We start from the raw sequence: 16,540 nt of genomic DNA on the forward strand, positions 1-16,540 counted from the left end.
TCAAGCCGCCTGGAGAAAGGGGTAGTCGGTGTAGCCCTCGGCGCCCGGCGAGTAGAACAGCTCGGTGCGGGGTTCGTTCTCGGGGTGCCCGTTCCGCCAGCGCTCGACGAGGTCGGGGTTGGCGATGACGGCCCGGCCCACGACGACGGCGTCGGCGTGGTCGGCCTCGATCCGCCCTATCGCGTCCTCGCGGGTGGTCTGGCCGCCGAGGAAGCCGCTGTTGACGATCAGCCTGCCGTCGAAGCGCCGCCGCAGTTCCTGCACGAGGTCGCCGCCCGGCTCGCCGTGCAGGACGGACAGGTAGGCCAGGCCCAGCGGGCGCAGCTGGTCCATCAGCGTGCCGTAGGTGGCCAGGGCGTCGTCGCGGTCGGTCTCGAAGACGTCCGCGAGGGCGATCTCCGGCGAGATGCGCAGTCCGACCCGCTCGGCGCCGACGGCCTCGGCGACGGCCGTGGCCACCTCGACGACGAAGCGGGCCCGGTTCTCGGGCGAGCCGCCGTACTCGTCGGTGCGCTGGTTGGCCGCCGGGGAGAGGAACTGGTGCAGCAGGTAGCCGTTGGCTCCGTGGATCTCCACGCCGTCAGCGCCCGCCTCGACGGCCCGGCGGGCCGCGGCGACGAAGTCCTCCAGGGCTTCCCGTGTCTCGGCGGTGGTCATCGCCTCCGGTGTGGCGAAGGGCTGCTCTCCCTTCTCCGTGAACGTCTTGCCGTCGATGGCGATCGCGCTGGGGGCGAGGATGCGGCGGCCGCCGTTGATGTCGGGGTGGTTGGCGCGGCCGGCGTGCATGATCTGGAGGAAGATGCGGCCGCCCTCGGCGTGCACCGCCTCGAACACCTTGCGCCAGCCGGCCGCCTGCTCGTCGGTGGCGATGCCCGGCGCGCCGACCCAGCCCTGCGACGCGTGGTCGGGGTAGGTCCCCTCGCTGATGATCAGGCCGACGCTCGCCCGCTGCCGGTAGTACTCGGCCATCAGGTCCCCGGGAACACCGGTGGAACCGGCGCGGACCCGGGTCAGCGGGGCCATGACGACGCGGTTGGCGAGCTCGACCTTCCCGAGGGTGACGGGGGAGAAAAGCGACGGAACAGTCGAATTCTCGGAGGTGTTGACAGACATGAGCGTCCTTAGGGAGGGCAATGCGAGGGGATTACGGGAGGGGGACCGTCCCGCTCGTCCACCGTAACCCATGTACGCATTAGCGCGAACATAAGGCTCGCGTTACCCTTCCCCTATGGCCAGCCGCACCGCATCCCCGCTCACCCACCCCGACGTGGACGACTTCGACCTCTTCAAGGTCATGAGCGCGCTGACCGACGACACCCGGCTCGCCATCGTCGTCACCCTCGCCGCCTCCCCGGGCCTGGCCTGCAACGGGTTCAACCAGGACGTCACCGCGTCGGTCCTCACCCGCCACTTCCGCGTACTCCGCGAGGCCGGTGTCGTCCGACAGCACGACGTCGGCACGCGTCGCTACAACACGCTGCGCAAGGAAGAGCTGGACCAGCGGTTCCCCGGCCTCCTCGACCTCGTCCTCAAGGAGGGCGCTTCGCGCGTGACACCCCACACGGACAGCGACCGCGCCTGACGCCTGACGCCACCGACGCACTCACAACCTCTATGTACGCGCCGACGCGAACATGCGTTACGGTGGAGGAGCAGGCCCGGCCGACACACGGCTACAGGGCTGCCCACTCCCCCTCCCCCCTCCCATGAGGAGAACCACGACATGACCACTGTCGCCGCGTACGCAGCCCTTACGTCCAAGGCTCCGCTGGAGCGCACCACCATCGAGCGGCGTGCGGTCCGCGAGCACGACGTGCTCATCGACATCAAGTTCACCGGTGTCTGCCACACCGACATCAGCCAGACCCGCGAGGGCTGGGGCCCGGGCATCTTCCCGATGGTCCCGGGCCACGAGATCGCCGGCGTCGTCTCCGAGGTCGGCCCCGGTGTCACCAAGTACCAGGTCGGCGACCGCGTGGGTGTCGGCTGCCTGGTCGACTCCTGCCGCGAGTGCGACAACTGCAAGGCCGGCCTGGAGCAGATGTGCACCAACGGCGGCATGACCTCCACGTACGGCGCCATCGGCCGTGACGGCGACGTCACCTACGGCGGCTACTCCCAGAAGGTCGTCGTCGACGAGAACTACGTCGTCCGCATCCCCGACAGCCTCTCCCTCGAGGCCGCGGCGCCCCTGCTGTGCGCCGGCATCACCATGTACTCCCCGCTCAAGCAGCGGGGCGCGGGTCCCGGCAAGAAGGTCGCCATCCTCGGCCTCGGCGGCCTCGGCCACATGGGCGTCAAGATCGCGCACGCGCTCGGCGCGGAGGTCACCGTCCTCTCGCAGTCGCTGCGCAAGAAGGACGACGGACTGAAGCTGGGCGCCGACCACTACTACGCCACCAGCGACCCGGCCACCTTCCAGGAACTGGCGGGCAGCTTCGACCTCATCGTGTCCACGGTGTCGGCGCCGCTGGACTTCGCCGCGTACCTGGGCCTGCTCAAGACGGACGGCGCGCTGGTCAACGTCGGCGTCCCCGAGGAGCCGATCTCCCTCAACCTCTTCTCCCTCATCGCCGGCAACAAGACCCTCGCCGGTTCGGCGATGGGCGGCATCCCCGAGACCCAGGAGATGCTCGACTTCTGCGCGGAGCACGGCCTCGGCGCCGAGATCGAACTCATCGCCGCCTCCGACATCAACGAGGCCTACGAGCGCATGGAAGCCAGCGATGTGCGCTACCGGTTCGTGATCGACGCCGCGACCATCTGATCCTCGCCGCACGACCACCGGGCTCTCTCGGAACCGCGGTGGTTCCGGTGTCAGTCCTCGCCACCGGAACCACGGCAGGTCACGTCGCCCGCGGCCCGAAGACGGCCGGCGAACGGAACCAGTCCGGCGCGAGGATCGACATCACGACGGCGTCCACCCACTCCCCGTCCCACAGCAACGCGTCCCTCAGCACACCCTCGGGGCGCGGAGGTTGGACGCGGTGCGGTCCCAGCGCCTCGAAGGCGTATCCGACGATCATCCTCGTCGCCTCGGTCCCCAGGCCGTGCAGCTCTCGTCGGCCGGGTCCCACTCGTTGAGGACGCCCTCCCCGACGACGCGGCCCGTCGCCCGCTCCACCACCGCGAGATCCAGCCGGTCGTCCTGGTCGGCACGGGTGCCGTACCAGGCACGCAGCCGCGACTCGTCGAACCCGTCGCGGTCACGGCTCCCGGTCAGCCGCGCCACCTGCGGGTCGCGGAACAACAGACGTCAGTCACGGTGGCGGGTCGCAGCAGGGGCAACTCCCCTGCCAAGGTGGGCTTGAGGCGGAAGACCCGGGGCGGCCGGATCAACCGCGCCGCCGGCACCACGTCGGGCCGATACCGCGACCGGGTGGCCAGTCCCCCGCGGGGCCGGCCACCCACCCGGTCACTGAGCGGCAGCGGCTCAGCGGCGGATTTCCTCGATCTTCAGCATCTTCGTGATGACCTTGTCCAGTTCGCCGTCCTCGAAGACCTTCTTCCAGTCGTCCTTGACGATGGAGTCGCGGCCGTAGTCCATGGCGATCAGGCAGGCGTCGGAGAACGGGTTGTCGCCCTTGAGGGTGTTGGCGAGGGCGACCTGAGTGTGGCCGAGGAGCATCGCGCGGGCCGCCTTCTCGGGGACGCCCACGGTGTGCACGGTCTCGTGGAGCGCCTCGTTGAGGAGGGCGCCGACCATGCAGGCGATGGTCTCGACGAGGGTCGGCTCCAGGACGGCGAGCTGCTTGACGGTGACCCAGTGGACGTCGACGACCGGCGCGTACATGACGCGGATGACGGACCCGGCGAGCTCCTGCTTGTCCGCGTCGCCGCCCTCGTACGCGGCGACGACCTCCTGCGGGGCCGCGATGCCACCGAAGGTGTCGTCGACCTCGGCCTGCGTCTTGCGCTGGAGGAAGACGGACGGGTGGCAGGGGTGGGCACACACGTAGTGCACGTCGGCGCGCGGGTGCAGCAGACCCGCGTAGGCGGCCGCCGGGTCGAGGGTGAGGACGACGGCGCCCGGCTTCAGGAGCGGGACGAGCTGCTCGGAGACCTTGCCGAGGACGATGTCCGGGACGGCCAGGATCAGGACGTCGGCCGCCTGGGCGGCGGTCTCGGAGTCGGTCAGCTCACGGCCGAGCGAGCGGATCAGCTCCTGGCCCTTGGGCGAGTTCTCGGAGAAGAGGACGGTGAAGTCGCTCTCGACCAGGTTGTTGGAGACACGCTGGCCCATCTTGCCGGCGGCCCCGATGACGGCAACGGTCGTGTTGTTCTCGGCGGCCATGTTCATTCGCCCTTCAGGAGTGTGCTGATGCTGTGCTTGGTCCACTGGTGTTCGAGCTCGGCGGTGACATCGAAGCCACCGTCCTGCCACGGGAGCCAGTGCTCCACGATCTGGTTGACCGACGCGGGGTCCGGGGCGTGGTCCCGGACGACGGCGATCATCGACGAGTAGTCCAGGAGGCCCGTGCCGAGTGGCGCACCCGCGTAGGTGAAGCCCACCCAGCCGTCCCTGCGGCTGAACGCGAAGTCCTTGACGTGGATGTTCACCACGTAGGGGGCGGTCAACTCGACCACCTGGGACGGGTGTTCAAGGCGGGCGACGCAGTTGCCGGGGTCGAGGACGACGCCGAGGCGCGGGCTGTCGACGGTGCTGACGACGTCGACGAGGTCGGCGGTGGCCACCTGCTCGTACGTCTCCAGGCCGAGCGTGACGCCCTGCTCCTCGTAGCCGCCGATGGCCTGCTTCAGCAGGGCGATCGACTCTTCGACGCCGGGCTTGTGGTCGGTGGTGTGCAGCATGGAGCGTACGAAGGTGACGCCGAGCCGCTCCGCGATGCGCAGGTAGCGCTCCAGGTGGTCCGGGGTGATGCCGCGGGTGCCGAGTTCGAGGGTGACACCGAGGTCTGCGGCTGCCGCCTTCAGCTCGGCGAGCTGCGCGTCGTCGTAGGACTCGATGGGTGCGTAGTCGCAGATCTGGAAGACCTGGCCGCCGAGGCCGTGGATGTCCCGGAGCATGTCCAGGGCCGTCATGGGCCGCGGGGCGCGCGAGGAGATGCGCCAGAAGTACGCGTAGGTGCTGATGCCGTACGCCATGTCAGGCCACCTCCGTGCGGGAGTCGGCGGGCGCGATCTCGTCGAGGATGCGGCCGACGGCCTCCGGGTCGTGGGCGAAGCGGCCGAGGAAGAGGCCGCCGACGGAGCCGCCGAGGCGGGTGAGCAGCCCTGGGCCCGCGCTGCCGCCGTAGATGACGGTGGAACCGGCGTGCTGGGGGCGGGAGTTGAGCCATCCCCCGAGCGCCGCGCACACCGTGGTGATGTGTTCCGGCGAGGCCGGTTCGGGCGCGCCGATGGCCCACTGCGGCTCGTAGGCGAGGACGACGGAGCCGCGCATGCCGTACAGCAGGCGGGCGGCCTCGGCGACGGTGCGGCGCGCGGCCTCCTCGGGCTCCACGGGGTCGAGCTCACCGACGCACAGGACCGGGGTGAGACCGTTGCGCAGCGCGGCGCCGGTCTTCGCGGCGACGACCGTGTCGCCCTCCCCGTACAGGCGGCGCCGCTCGGCGTGCCCGACCTCGGCGTAGCGGCAGCCGATCTCCTTGAGGTAGGGACCCGACACCTCGCCCGTGTAGGCGCCCACGTCCTCCGTGGCGATGTCCTGCGCGCCGACGTCGACGCCGCTGCGCGCGAGGATCCCGGCCACCGGCACGATCGCGGGGAAGGCGGGCAGCACGAACAGGCGCGCCTTACCGCTGGTGACGGCCGGGTGCCGGTCCGCCAACTGCACGATGCGGCGGGACCAGTTGAGGGTCTGGTGGTGGCCGAAGTACATCTTCAGGCTCACGCCGAGCAGGACGGGGGCGTTCATCAGGCGGCCTCGTAGTCACACATCAGCTGGACCTTCGCCGCTGACGCGGACTGCTCGTCGAAGCGGTAGGTGAGCCACTCGGCGGCGAGGCGGCGGGCCAGTTCGAGGCCGACGACGCGCTGGCCGAAGGTGAGGACCTGGGCGTTGTTGGAGAGGACCGCGCGCTCCACGGAGAACGAGTCGTGGGCGGTGACGGCCCGGATGCCCTTGACCTTGTTGGCGGCGATGGCCACGCCGAGTCCTGTGCCGCAGATCAGCAGCGCCCGGTCGGCCTCGCCACGGGCGACGCGCTCGGCGGCCTCGATGGCGATGGTCGGGTAGGCGGTGTGGCCCTCGGCGTCCACGCCCACGTCGGTGACGGACTCGACCAGGTCGCTCGCCTGGAGGTCCCGCTTCAGCGCCTCCTTGTACTGGAATCCGGCGTCGTCGCAGCCGACGACGATCCGCAGCTTCTCACTCATGTCGCTTTTCCTTAAAGGGAGTTACTTGCAGGCGGCGAGCGCGCCGTGGACGGCGCGGACGATCAGGGCGAGGGAGTGAGCGCCCGCGTCGGGGGTGCCGAGTGACTTCTCGGCGTGCGGGCGGGCGCGGCCCATCCGGGGCAGCAGCTGGGCGGTGTCGCGCGCGGCGCGCTCCGCCGCGGCGGCGGCGGTGTCCCACGCGGCACCCAACTCGGCGCCCGTGTCGACCTGTTGGCCGAGTGTCTCGGCGAAGGGGACGAGGACGTCGACCATGGTCTTGTCGCCGACCTCGGCGCCGCCGGTCCTGCGGACGCCGTCGGACGCCTGGAGGACTCCGTGGGCGACGGACGCCGGGGTCGGCCGTTCGGTGTCGCCGAGCGCGTCGCCGAGCGCGCGCAGGACGATGCCCCACAGGGCGCCGGAGGTGCCGCCCGCCTTGTCGGCCCAGGCGTCGCCGGCGGCGGTCAGCAGGGAGCGGGCTCCGGCACCCAACTCCTGTGCGTGCAGGGCGGCTTCGTAGGCGCCGGTCGAGCCGCGCCGCATGCCGATGCCGTGGTCGCCGTCGCCCGCGACGGCGTCGATGCGGCCGAGTTCGTCGGCGTGCGTGTCGACGGTGTCCCTGAGGCGGCGCAGCGCGTCGAGCGCGGTCGCCGCGGCCTGCCGGGACTCCTCGCTCGCCGAGTACGCCTCGGGGGCGTCCTCGGTCTCGTACGACTCGTCGTCGGCGGCGGCCGCCTCGGGGACGGCGCCCTTGCGGTACGCAGGGGTGTCGGCCGGGGCGGCCCACAGGGCTTCGAGGGTGTCGTCGAGCCAGGTCAGGGTGAGGGAGATGCCGGCCATGTCGAAGCTGGTGACGAGTTCGCCGACCTCGGGGTCGACGACCGTGACACCCGCGTCGTCAAGCAGTTGCGCGACCCTGCGGTAGACGACGAACAGCTCCTCGTACTTCACGGAGCCCAGGCCGTTGAGGATCACCGCGGCGCGCTGCCCATCCGGCGCCTCGATGCCGTCGGGGAGTTCCTTGAGGAGGGTGGCGACGAGCAGTTCGGCGGCCTCGTCGGCGGTGGGGACGTCCTCCTCGCCGATGCCGGGCTCGCCGTGGATGCCGAGGCCGACGGCCATCCGGTCCTCGGGGACCGTGAACAGCGGGTGGTCGGCGCCCGGGAGCGTACAGCCGGAGAAGGCGATGCCGAAGGAGCGGGTGCGGTCGTTGGCCTGAGCGGCGATCCGCGACACCTCGTCCAGGGACCCGCCCTGTTCGGCGGCGGCAGCGGCCACCTTGAAGACGGGCAGGTCACCGGCGATGCCGCGCCGCTTGTGGGTCTCGTCCGGGCCCGCGCTGGATATGTCGTCGGTGACGGCAAACGTGTGCGTCGGTATGCCTTCGCCGTTCAACCGCTCGGCGGCCTGCCCGAAGTGCAGGACGTCGCCCGCGTAGTTGCCGAACATGAGCAGCACACCGCCGCCCGCCTGCGCCGCCTTGGCGACGCCGCGGATCTGCTGGGCGGAGGGCGAGGCGAAGACGTTGCCGACGGCGGCGCCGTGCGCGAGCCCCTGCCCGACCAGACCGGAGAAGGCCGGGTAGTGGCCGGAGCCGCCGCCGATGACGACGGCCACCTGACCGGGGTTCTTGGCCGTGGCCCGGACCACGCCGCCGGGGACGGGGCGCACCCAGCGGCGGTGGGCGGCGGCGAAGCCTTCGAGCGCTTCGTCGGCGAAGGCGGCGGGGTCGTTGTGGAGGCGGGTCATCGCTGGTTCTCCGGGAGGGACGTGGTGCTGGTGGGCGCGCGGCGGGCGAGGAGGATCATCAGCACGGCGGACAGCAGCATGAAGAGGCCGACGAGGTAGAGCGGCACGTAGTAGTCGCCCGTCCAGCCCTTGAGCCAGCCGGTGATGTAGCTGGAGGCGAAGCCCGCGATGTTGCCCGCGGTGTTGATGAGCGCGATGCCCGCCGCGGCGGCCGCTCCGGTCAGGAAGCGGGAAGGCACGGCCCAGAACACGGGCAGCGCGGCGAAGATGGCGCAGGCGGTCACGGTGATGACGGCGACGGTGGCGGTCGGCGAACCCATGTAGAGGGCCAGTGGGATGGAGACACCGCCGACGATCGCGGGTCCCGCGACGTGCCAGGTGCGGGTGCCGTGCTTGGTGGCGTGCCGGCTCCAGAAGAAGAGGACGATCGCGGCCGGCAGGTACGGGATGGCCGTGATCCACGCCTTGTCCATGACGCTGAACGTGGTGTCGTACTGCTCCTGGAAGCCGTCGATGATGGTCGGCAGGAAGAAGGCGAGGGCGTAGAGGCCGTAGACGAAGCCGAAGTAGACGACGGCGAGGGTCCAGACGCGGCCGTTGGTGAACGCGGTCTTCAGGTCGCCCTTGGCGTGCTTGTTCTCGTGACCCGTCTTCTGGGCGTTCTCGGCGGCCAGCTCCTCCGTGAGCCAGTCCCGCTCCTCGGTGGTGAGCCACTTGGCGTCGGCGGGGCGGTCGATCAGGTAGAACCAGGCGATGACGCCAAGCAGGATCGCCGGGATCGACACGAACAGGAACATCACGCGCCAGCCCTCGAGGCCGAACAGGCCGTGGTGGCCGATCAGCCAGCCCGCGAGCGGGGCGCCGAAGACCGTGGTCAGCGGCTGGGCGAGGTAGAAGAGGCCGAGGACCTTGGTGCGGTGGCGGCTGGGCACCCACTGGCTGAGGAAGAGGATCGCGCCGGGGAAGAAGCCGGCCTCCGCGACGCCCAGCAGGAAGCGCAGCGTGTAGAGGCCTCCGCTGCTGTTCACCCAGGTGAAGAGCAGCGAGACGATGCCCCAGGTCACCATGATCCGGGCCAGCCAGCGGCGGGCGCCGAAGCGGTGCAGCGCCATGTTGCTGGGGACCTCGAGCACGATGTAACCGACGAAGAAGATCCCGGAGGCGAAGCCGAACTGGGCCGCGGTGAGCGCCAGGTCGTCCCCCATCCCGTTCGGTTCCGCGAACGACACCGCGGTGCGGTCCAGATAGTTCACGAAGAACATCAGGGCCACGAAGGGCACCAGGCGGATAGAGATCTTCTTGATGGCCGACTTCTCGACGGCCGTTCTCGTCGCCTTCACGGGCGGCGCGGAGGTGGCAGGCATGGCGACTCCTCGGCTCGCCGGACAGCTCTGTCCGGACTTGGGTCACGCTCGGCACGAGGGGCGAGGGCACTGCAGCAACTGGCTGTCCGCTCAGGTCGGGCCGATCTGTGCTTCACGCTAGACCCGATCCTCAAATTGGTCACCAATTTACCAATGTGGCGAGCGTCGCACTTGTTGCTCATGGCTGAACCCTTGACAAAGCGGGCACGAAAGAGGCCCGCGCGCGGCCGTGGAACGGCTCGGACGACCCGTCTGGTCTACTGGTGACCGTGACCAACCAGCCCTCCGACGCCGCCACGCCCGAGACCGACCTCGCCCAACTCCTGCGCCCCGTGGTGCGCGAGTCCTCGGTCAGCGAGGTCGCCAAGCGCCTGCTCGACCACCTCTCCGCGGGGAACATCAAGCCCGGCACCCGGCTGCCCGCCGAGCGTCAGCTCGCGGAGGCCCTCGGGGTCGCGCGCTCCAGCGTGCGCGGCGCCCTGTCCGCGCTCGACGTGCTCGGCATCATCGAGATCCGGCCGGGCTCCGGCTCGTACGTGCGCGAGGGGACCTCGGAGTTCCTTCCGCGCGCCATCAACTGGGGCCTGATGCTGGGCCAGCGCCGCACCCGGGACCTGGTCGAGGTGCGCACCTACATGGAGGGTGTCTCGGCGCGGCTCGCGGCGGAGCGCGCGGGCGACGACGACGTGGCACGCCTGGAGGAGCACCTGCGGCACATGCAGGAGGCGGGCAGCGACGTGAAGGCGTTCATCGACGCCGACATCGCCTTCCACCTGGAGTGCGCGAGCATCGCCCGCAACACCGTCCTGAGCGACATCCTGCACAGCATCCGCGCGCTGCTCCAGGTCTGGATGGAACGGGTCAGCGACATCGAGGGCACCGTCAGCGGCACCCTGTGCGAACACGACGCCGTCCTCAAGGCCATCCGCGACCGCGACCCCGAGGGTGCGGACCGCGCCATGGCCGAGCACATGCGAATGGCGAGTGCGCGGTTGCGGGAGTCGGTGGAGGACGAGGCCCAACAGGGGTGACGGCAGGGCGAGTTGATACTCTCGCCCGCCTCAACGACCTCCTGAACAGCGGCCCGGAAACGTAACCAGGCCCACGTGCGGCCTACTTGAGCCGGCTCGTACGCGGAAGCGCCTCGTTCCACCGCTCGGGGTCCATCTGACCCCCGTACAACGGGAGTTGGAGCGGCGGCTGTCCGGCCTCGAACGGGTCCCACACCCGTGTCAGGCCCGCCGTGCCGTGCGTGCGCACCCGGTCGGCTTCGCCGAGGTCGAGGACGTCCGTGACGATCTGGGCCGTCGCGGACTCGGCCTCGGCGCGGATCCGGCCCTCGGGGTCGACGACGACGCTGCGGCCGATGCCGTCGGGCTGCGCCGCGTTGACGCTGGCCATGGCGACCTGGTTCACGATCGCGTTGGCCCGGGCCAGGACGAGTTCCTGGGTGCGGTCGACGGTCGGTGTGCGGACGAGGTTGAGGACCAGGTCGGCGCCCTGCCAGGCCAGATGCCGGGTGACCTCCGGGAACCAGGCGTCGTAACAGATGGACAGGCCCACCCGCCCGTACCCGTCCATGTCGAAGACGACGAACTCCGTGCCGGACGCCGTGGTCTCGTAAGGTCGCCAGGGGAAGATCTTCCGGTACGCGGCGACGCGTTCGCCCTCGGGCGAGTACACGGGCGCCGTGTTGTAGATCAGGCCGTCGCCGCCGCGCTCGTAGACGCTGCCGGGCACGAGCCAGACGCCCGTCTCGCGTGCGAGGGCGGCGAGGCGGGTGCCACGCGGGCCGTCGAGGGGCTCGGCGGCCAGCGTCATCATCGTTTCCGGGTCCTCGTCCGGGCGGTGGCCGCACAGGTGCAGCTCCGGGTAGGCCAGCAGCCGGGCGCCGGGGTGGGCGCGGGTGACACGGCGTACGTCCGCCGCGAACGCGTCCACGCCGTCGTCCGCGGCGTGATGGTGCGCGGCCGACTGGACGAGGCAGATCGACAGGGGTCGGCGGCTGGTCATCGGTGGGAGGAACCTTCCGGGGCGGGGCGGTGTGCGGGTCCCGCACGAGCCAATCAGCCCGCCCCGCATCGGACAACCCCCCTGTTTCCCGCGGCAGGCACAGGGCTAGCCTGTGGCCGCATGACCCTCAACCAGCTGAGGGCCTTCGTCGAAGCGGAGCGGCTCGGGTCGTTCACCGCCGCGGCGCGGGCCATGGACATCGCCCAGGCATCCGCCTCCGAACTGGTGCGCCGCCTGGAGGCGGAACTGGACGCCGAGCTGTTCGTGCGCGGCAGCCGCACCCTCGCGCTCACCTCGGCGGGACAGGAACTGCTGCCCTACGCCCAGCAATCCGTGGAGTCCGCCGACAGTGGCACCCGGGCCGTGCACTCCCTCGGTTCGCTCGGCGGCGGCACCGCCACCTTCGGGGTCCTGCGCAACGCGGACTACTACCTGCTGTCCAACCTGGTGCAGCTGTTCCACGCCCGCTATCCGTCGGTGCGGGTGCGGCTCGTGGGGCAGAACTCCGCCGAGACCGCGGCAGCGGTGGCGGCCGGACGCATCGAGGCCGGCCTCGTGGTGCTCCCCATCGACGACGAGGAACTCCAGGTGACACCGCTGCTGCGCGACGAGGTGTTCTACGTCAGCGCGAGCGAGGACCGTACCCGTACGCCGGTGACCATCGAGGACTTCGCGCGGGCACCCCTCGTCCTCTACGACGCCCACTACGGCTGGCAGGACCCGACGCGGCGGCAACTCGCCGAGCGCGCCCAGTTCGCGGGCGTCCGCGTCGACCCGCTGATCGAGCTCGAACACGTGGAAGCCGCGCTGAAGTTGGTGGCCGCGGGAGTGGGAGACACCATCGCGAGCCGGGCGGTCGTCGACAGCCCGGCATTCCCCTCGGGGCTGCACACCGCCCCCTTCGCCGACCCCCTCCACGACACCATTGCCCTGGTGCGGCGCCGGGGACACCCACTGTCCCGCGCCACCCGCGAACTCGCCCGCATCGCCGAGGACACCCTGCGCGAGATCCGCGCCCAACGCGGCCTCTAGCCGACCCGACCCACAGGACCCACAGAGATCCACAGGAAAAACCTGTACTTGTGACAGGAATCGCCCCTCTAGTCCTGTGGTGGCGGGCCGTCTAGCGTCCTCGCCATGCAGATCACGCACGACGAAGCCCAGGCCCTCCCTCCCCTCCAGTGGCTCAAGAAGCCGTCCGTCGACGGACCGCCCGCCCAGCGCGACCCGAAGGTGGTCGAGCGCGTCTCCGAGATGCTCACGGAGATCGAGCACAAGGGCATGGACGCGGTGCGCGCCTACGCCCAGGAGCTGGACGGCTGGTCCGGTGAACTGGAGGTCTCCGCAACTGAGTTGAAGAAGTCGGGTGACGCCCTTCCCCCGGACGTCCGCACCGCCCTGGAGATGGGATACGAGCGCACCCACCGGTTCGCCGCCGCGCAGCGCGAGCACCTGACGGACTTCGAGATCGAGGTCGCCCCCGGTGTGAAGGGCGGCCAGCGGTACGTGCCGGTCTCCCGCGTCGGTGCCTACCTTCCGGCCGGCCGGTTCCCGCTGCTCGCCAGCGCGTTCATGACGGTCAACGTCGCCAAGACCGCCGGTGTGCCCACCGTCGTGGCGTGCACGCCGCCGTCGGGCGAGCACGGTGCCCACCCCGCGGTGCTGTACGGCGCCTACCTGTCCCGCGCCGACCGGGTATTCGCCCTCGGCGGCGTGCAGGCGCTCGGCGCGATGGCCTTCGGTCTTCTGGGCGAGGCGCCGGTGGACATGCTGGTCGGCGCGGGCAACGCGTTCGTCACCGAGGCCAAGCGGCAGCTGTTCGGCCAGGTCGGCATCGACCTGCTCGCCGGCCCCTCCGAGGTCGCGGTCATCGCCGACGACAGCGCCGACCCGGTGTGGGTGGCGGCCGACCTGCTGGGCCAGGCCGAGCACGGCCCCAACTCCCCCGCCGCGCTGATCACCACGTCCGAGAAGACCGGTCGGGCCGTCGTCGCGGAGATGGAGCGCCAGCTCGCCTCCCTCGCCACTCGTGACATCGCCGGTCCGGCCTGGCGGGACTTCGGCTCCGTCATCGTGGTCGAGGACCGGGACGCCGCCGTCGCCGTCGCGGACGTCATCGCCCCCGAGCACCTCGAGGTGCACACCGAGGACGACGACTTCTACCTGGAGAACCTCTCCAACTACGGCTCGCTGTTCATCGGGCCGTGGTCCACCGTCGCGTACTCCGACAAGGGCATCGCCGGCACCAACCACGTGCTGCCCACGGGCAAGACCGCGCGCTACAACGCCGGTCTCTCGGTCTCCCGGTTCCTCAAGCCGCTGACGTACCAGCGGGCCGCGAAGGAGGGCACGGCGGCGCTGGCCCCGGCCGTCGAGCGGATCTCCGCCTTCGAGGGCCTCGCGGCGCACGGCGCGACCGCGACGCTGCGCATCGACAGGATCGGCCGCACCTCGGGCGCGTTCGACGACGTTCCGGCGGCGCTGCGCGAGCAGCTCTGACCGCTCCCCGTACCGCCGGGCCGGGGGCGGCGTCGTCAGCGGCGTCCGTCCCCGGCCCACCCCTCTTTCGGGACCCTGCGTGCCGTTCAGGCGCGGCGTGGCTCCCACCTCGTCCGCGACCAAGGATCCTCACATGCAACAGCCTCCCCCTGAGCCGCCCGCCGCCGCGGGCGCGAAGCTCACCCAGGGCCTGAAGGGCCGCCAGATCACGATGATCTCCATCGGCGGGGTGATCGGCGCCGGTCTCTTCGTCGGCTCGTCGGCCGCCGTGGCCACCGCGGGTCCGGCCGTGATCGTCTCGTTCCTGCTGGCGGCCGCCCTGGTGGTGCTCGTCATGCAGATGCTCGGCGAGATGGCCGTCGCCAACCCCGACACGGGTTCCTTCTCCACGTACGCGGACCGGGCGCTGGGCCGCTGGGCCGGGTTCTCGATCGGGTATCTGTATTGGTGGTTCTACATCCTGGTCATCCCCATCGAGGCCATCGCGGCCGGGGAGGTCGTCGCGGGGCTCACGTCGATCCCGAGCTGGATACCGGCTCTCGGGGTGATCCTCGTGCTGACCGGCAGCAATCTGCTGGCGGTGCGCAACTACGGCGAGTTCGAGTACTGGTTCTCGTTGATCAAGGTCGTCGCGATCGTGGCGTTCCTGGTCCTTGGCGCGCTCGCTGTGATCGGGGTGCTGCCCGGGTCCGACGCGCATGGTGTCTCGAATCTTTGGAGCCACGGCGGCTTCGCCCCGCAAGGTGTCACGGCAATCCTGGCCGGTCTGCTCACCGCGATGTTCAGCTTCCAGGGCAGCGAGATCGTCACCATCGCGGCGGCGGAGTCCGAGGAGCCGCGCAAGAACATCAAGAAGGCGATCCGCGCGGTGGTGTGGCGGCTCGGCCTCTTCTACATCGGTTCGATCCTCGTCGTGGTGTGTCTCGTGCCGTGGAACGCCGACGACTTGGGGGCCGGGTCCTATCAGGCGGTCCTGGACCGGATGGACATCCCGGGCGCCGCCCGGATCATGGACGTGGTGCTTGTGGTCGCCGTGTGCAGCTGCCTCAACTCCGCTGTCTACACGGCCTCACGGATGCTGTTCTCGCTGGCCGGGCGCGGTGACGCCCCGGCGGCCTTCGCCCGGACGTCGTCCCACGGGGTGCCGCGCAACGCGGTCCTCGCGTCGACGGTCGTCGGCATCGCCGCGGTGATCGCCAACTATCTGCTGCCGGACGTGTTCTCGTACCTCATCGCCTCCAGCGGGGCGATCGCGCTGATGATGTATCTGGTCATCGCGCTGACGCAGTACGCCGTGCGCCGCAAGGGCGAGCGGCCGACCGACGTGCGCATGTGGGGCTTTCCGTATCTGACGCTGGCCACCATCGCGTTCATCGCCGGGGTGCTGGTGCTCATGGCCGTACTGCCGGGCCACCGGCTGGAGTTGTGGCTGTCGCTCGGGCTCGCGGCGGTGCTGGCCACCGTGGGCGTGGTGCGCCAGCGGCGACTCGGGGCGCACGCGGCCGCCGCTGAGCCCGTGCGTGTGGCCTCCGGGCCGTGAGGGCTCAGCGGGCCTCGGCGTGGGTGGCTCTCGGGACGAACTCGGTCGGCAGGACGAGGCGTTCGCCGTCGGCGTCGACCTCTCCGCCGATCCGCCGTGCGAGCAACCGGGCCGCCTGGCAGGCGAGTTCACCGAGGTCGTGCCGGACGGTGCTGAGCCGGAACACCTCCCAGGCCGCCATGGGCAGGTCGTCGAAGCCGATGACGGTGAGGTCGTCGGGCACCTTGACGCCCGCCGCGAGCGCGGCATTGAGCACACCGATGGCGACCACGTCGTTGCCGCAGAAGACCGCGGTGGGCGGTTCGGCCGCCTTGAGGAGGGAGGGCAGCGCCGCGTAACCGGTCTCGTACTCGAACGCGCCACGCACCACGCGGTCGTCCGGCAGCCCGATGCCGGCGTCGGCCAGGGCCAGCCGGAAGCCCAGCTCGCGCTCGCGGCCGGTCGTGGTGTTGGCCGCGCCGAAGATCCCGGCGATGCGACGGTGACCGAGCGCGACCAGCTCCTGCGCGACGAGACGGCCTCCGCCCTCGTTGTCGACGACGGAGGCGAAGTCGCCGGGCCGGCCAGTGTCCCGGTTGAGGAACACGTAGGGCATGCCGCGCCGCTCGAGCAGGGCCGGCAGGCGCGAGTCGGTCGTGGCGGTCGCGAGGACGACGCCGTCGAGCGACTGGTCGAGGAGTTTCTCCTCGGCGACCGCCTCGTCGGAGCGCTCGGTGAGCAGCATCATCCGGTAGCCGAGCCGCTGGAGTTCGTCGTGAAGCGGCGCGACGACGTGCGGGTAGAACGGGTTGGTCATGTCGGTGACGATGACGCCGACCCGGCGGGTGGCCCGCGTCGACAGCGTGCGGCCCGCCTCGCTGGGTACGTAGTTGAGCGCCTGGGCGGCCCGCTTGATCTTCTCGCGGGTGGCCTGCGAGACACGGGGGTCGTCACGCAGGGCGCGGGACACCGTGGGCTGCGAGACACCCGCGAGTTTCGCCACGTCGTGACTCGTGATCGCCATGACTCTCTCCTCGTCGACACCTCGTACCGCCCG

Annotated in this window: 17 protein-coding genes; 6 read left to right on the forward strand and 11 right to left on the reverse strand. The window is 70.7% G+C overall.

What is annotated here, in order from left to right; all coding sequences use genetic code 11:
- Positions 1-1,113, reverse strand: coding sequence for an alkene reductase (locus tag ACP4E5_RS06340; RefSeq protein ID WP_425825740.1), 1,113 nt, complete (start codon positions 1,111-1,113; stop codon positions 1-3).
- A 115-nt stretch (positions 1,114-1,228) separates the two neighbouring features.
- Between ACP4E5_RS06340 and ACP4E5_RS06345 the strand changes: the two genes are divergently transcribed.
- A complete protein-coding gene (locus ACP4E5_RS06345) occupies positions 1,229-1,582 on the forward strand; it encodes an ArsR/SmtB family transcription factor (protein WP_425825741.1) in 354 nt (117 codons plus the stop codon).
- A 141-nt stretch (positions 1,583-1,723) separates the two neighbouring features.
- Complete coding sequence (locus ACP4E5_RS06350; RefSeq protein WP_425825742.1) at positions 1,724-2,767, forward strand: NAD(P)-dependent alcohol dehydrogenase; 1,044 nt, start codon at positions 1,724-1,726, stop codon at positions 2,765-2,767.
- 79 nt (positions 2,768-2,846) lie between these two features.
- On the opposite strand, the gene ACP4E5_RS06355 is transcribed toward ACP4E5_RS06350, so the two are convergent.
- From ACP4E5_RS06355 to ACP4E5_RS06390, 8 genes are all read right to left on the reverse strand, one after another.
- Entirely contained in the window at positions 2,847-3,026 is a 180-nt protein-coding gene (locus ACP4E5_RS06355) for a GNAT family N-acetyltransferase (protein ID WP_425825743.1), read from the reverse strand.
- Positions 3,023-3,250 carry a hypothetical protein gene (locus ACP4E5_RS06360; RefSeq protein ID WP_425825744.1) on the reverse strand — a complete coding sequence of 76 codons (228 nt, stop codon included), beginning with the start codon at positions 3,248-3,250 and terminating at the stop codon, positions 3,023-3,025. The genes ACP4E5_RS06355 and ACP4E5_RS06360 overlap by 4 nt, the downstream gene beginning before the upstream one ends.
- Before the next feature lie 183 nt (positions 3,251-3,433).
- A complete protein-coding gene (locus tag ACP4E5_RS06365) occupies positions 3,434-4,294 on the reverse strand; it encodes a phosphogluconate dehydrogenase C-terminal domain-containing protein (protein WP_425825745.1) in 861 nt (286 codons plus the stop codon).
- A 2-nt stretch (positions 4,295-4,296) separates the two neighbouring features.
- Positions 4,297-5,106 carry a sugar phosphate isomerase/epimerase family protein gene (locus tag ACP4E5_RS06370; protein WP_425825746.1) on the reverse strand — a complete coding sequence of 270 codons (810 nt, stop codon included), beginning with the start codon at positions 5,104-5,106 and terminating at the stop codon, positions 4,297-4,299.
- Position 5,107: 1 nt separating this feature from the next.
- A complete protein-coding gene (locus ACP4E5_RS06375; RefSeq protein ID WP_425825747.1) occupies positions 5,108-5,878 on the reverse strand; it encodes a triose-phosphate isomerase family protein in 771 nt (256 codons plus the stop codon).
- Positions 5,878-6,339, reverse strand: coding sequence for a ribose-5-phosphate isomerase (locus tag ACP4E5_RS06380; RefSeq protein ID WP_425825748.1), 462 nt, complete (start codon positions 6,337-6,339; stop codon positions 5,878-5,880). The genes ACP4E5_RS06375 and ACP4E5_RS06380 overlap by 1 nt, the downstream gene beginning before the upstream one ends.
- Positions 6,340-6,360: 21 nt before the next feature.
- Complete coding sequence (locus ACP4E5_RS06385) at positions 6,361-8,088, reverse strand: dihydroxyacetone kinase family protein (RefSeq protein WP_425825749.1); 1,728 nt, start codon at positions 8,086-8,088, stop codon at positions 6,361-6,363.
- On the reverse strand, positions 8,085-9,452 hold the full coding sequence (locus ACP4E5_RS06390) for an MFS transporter (protein WP_425825750.1): 1,368 nt from the start codon (positions 9,450-9,452) through the stop codon (positions 8,085-8,087). The genes ACP4E5_RS06385 and ACP4E5_RS06390 overlap by 4 nt, the downstream gene beginning before the upstream one ends.
- A 263-nt stretch (positions 9,453-9,715) precedes the next feature.
- Between ACP4E5_RS06390 and ACP4E5_RS06395 the strand changes: the two genes are divergently transcribed.
- Positions 9,716-10,483 carry a FadR/GntR family transcriptional regulator gene (locus tag ACP4E5_RS06395; RefSeq protein ID WP_425825751.1) on the forward strand — a complete coding sequence of 256 codons (768 nt, stop codon included), beginning with the start codon at positions 9,716-9,718 and terminating at the stop codon, positions 10,481-10,483.
- Between the two features lie 82 nt (positions 10,484-10,565).
- Here the strand turns inward: ACP4E5_RS06395 and ACP4E5_RS06400 are convergent, their stop codons facing one another.
- On the reverse strand, positions 10,566-11,465 hold the full coding sequence (locus ACP4E5_RS06400; protein WP_425825752.1) for a carbon-nitrogen hydrolase family protein: 900 nt from the start codon (positions 11,463-11,465) through the stop codon (positions 10,566-10,568).
- Positions 11,466-11,585: 120 nt separating this feature from the next.
- Here ACP4E5_RS06400 and ACP4E5_RS06405 point away from each other — a divergent pair, with 120 nt between their 5' ends.
- From ACP4E5_RS06405 to ACP4E5_RS06415, 3 genes are all read left to right on the forward strand, one after another.
- The gene (locus ACP4E5_RS06405) at positions 11,586-12,497 is read left to right on the forward strand and encodes a LysR family transcriptional regulator (protein WP_425825753.1); all 912 of its coding nucleotides are present in this window, start codon (positions 11,586-11,588) and stop codon (positions 12,495-12,497) included.
- A 105-nt stretch (positions 12,498-12,602) separates the two neighbouring features.
- Complete coding sequence (gene hisD / locus ACP4E5_RS06410) at positions 12,603-13,964, forward strand: histidinol dehydrogenase (RefSeq protein WP_425825755.1); 1,362 nt, start codon at positions 12,603-12,605, stop codon at positions 13,962-13,964.
- Positions 13,965-14,097: 133 nt separating this feature from the next.
- Complete coding sequence (locus tag ACP4E5_RS06415) at positions 14,098-15,504, forward strand: amino acid permease (protein ID WP_425825757.1); 1,407 nt, start codon at positions 14,098-14,100, stop codon at positions 15,502-15,504.
- Between the two features lie 4 nt (positions 15,505-15,508).
- Here the strand turns inward: ACP4E5_RS06415 and ACP4E5_RS06420 are convergent, their stop codons facing one another.
- Positions 15,509-16,507 (reverse strand): LacI family DNA-binding transcriptional regulator, encoded by a 999-nt coding sequence (locus ACP4E5_RS06420; RefSeq protein ID WP_425825759.1) that lies wholly within the window; start codon positions 16,505-16,507, stop codon positions 15,509-15,511.
- Positions 16,508-16,540 lie beyond the last annotated feature (33 nt).

The organism is Streptomyces fractus (assembly GCF_049844455.1).
In the GTDB taxonomy this organism is placed as follows: Bacteria; Actinomycetota; Actinomycetes; order Streptomycetales; family Streptomycetaceae; genus Streptomyces; species Streptomyces fractus.

What these genes read in the sequence shown, in the direction of transcription:
- ACP4E5_RS06340 (WP_425825740.1), bottom strand. Translation starts at nt 1,113, where the DNA reads ATGTCTGTCAACACCTCCGAGAATTCGACTGTTCCGTCGCTTTTCTCC.
- ACP4E5_RS06345 (WP_425825741.1), top strand. Translation starts at nt 1,229, where the DNA reads ATGGCCAGCCGCACCGCATCCCCGCTCACCCACCCCGACGTGGACGAC.
- ACP4E5_RS06350 (WP_425825742.1), top strand. Translation starts at nt 1,724, where the DNA reads ATGACCACTGTCGCCGCGTACGCAGCCCTTACGTCCAAGGCTCCGCTG.
- ACP4E5_RS06355 (WP_425825743.1), bottom strand. Translation starts at nt 3,026, where the DNA reads ATGATCGTCGGATACGCCTTCGAGGCGCTGGGACCGCACCGCGTCCAA.
- ACP4E5_RS06365 (WP_425825745.1), bottom strand. Translation starts at nt 4,294, where the DNA reads ATGGCCGCCGAGAACAACACGACCGTTGCCGTCATCGGGGCCGCCGGC.
- ACP4E5_RS06370 (WP_425825746.1), bottom strand. Translation starts at nt 5,106, where the DNA reads ATGGCGTACGGCATCAGCACCTACGCGTACTTCTGGCGCATCTCCTCG.
- ACP4E5_RS06375 (WP_425825747.1), bottom strand. Translation starts at nt 5,878, where the DNA reads ATGAACGCCCCCGTCCTGCTCGGCGTGAGCCTGAAGATGTACTTCGGC.
- ACP4E5_RS06380 (WP_425825748.1), bottom strand. Translation starts at nt 6,339, where the DNA reads ATGAGTGAGAAGCTGCGGATCGTCGTCGGCTGCGACGACGCCGGATTC.
- ACP4E5_RS06385 (WP_425825749.1), bottom strand. Translation starts at nt 8,088, where the DNA reads ATGACCCGCCTCCACAACGACCCCGCCGCCTTCGCCGACGAAGCGCTC.
- ACP4E5_RS06390 (WP_425825750.1), bottom strand. Translation starts at nt 9,452, where the DNA reads ATGCCTGCCACCTCCGCGCCGCCCGTGAAGGCGACGAGAACGGCCGTC.
- ACP4E5_RS06400 (WP_425825752.1), bottom strand. Translation starts at nt 11,465, where the DNA reads ATGACCAGCCGCCGACCCCTGTCGATCTGCCTCGTCCAGTCGGCCGCG.
- ACP4E5_RS06405 (WP_425825753.1), top strand. Translation starts at nt 11,586, where the DNA reads ATGACCCTCAACCAGCTGAGGGCCTTCGTCGAAGCGGAGCGGCTCGGG.
- hisD (WP_425825755.1), top strand. Translation starts at nt 12,603, where the DNA reads ATGCAGATCACGCACGACGAAGCCCAGGCCCTCCCTCCCCTCCAGTGG.
- ACP4E5_RS06415 (WP_425825757.1), top strand. Translation starts at nt 14,098, where the DNA reads ATGCAACAGCCTCCCCCTGAGCCGCCCGCCGCCGCGGGCGCGAAGCTC.
- ACP4E5_RS06420 (WP_425825759.1), bottom strand. Translation starts at nt 16,507, where the DNA reads ATGGCGATCACGAGTCACGACGTGGCGAAACTCGCGGGTGTCTCGCAG.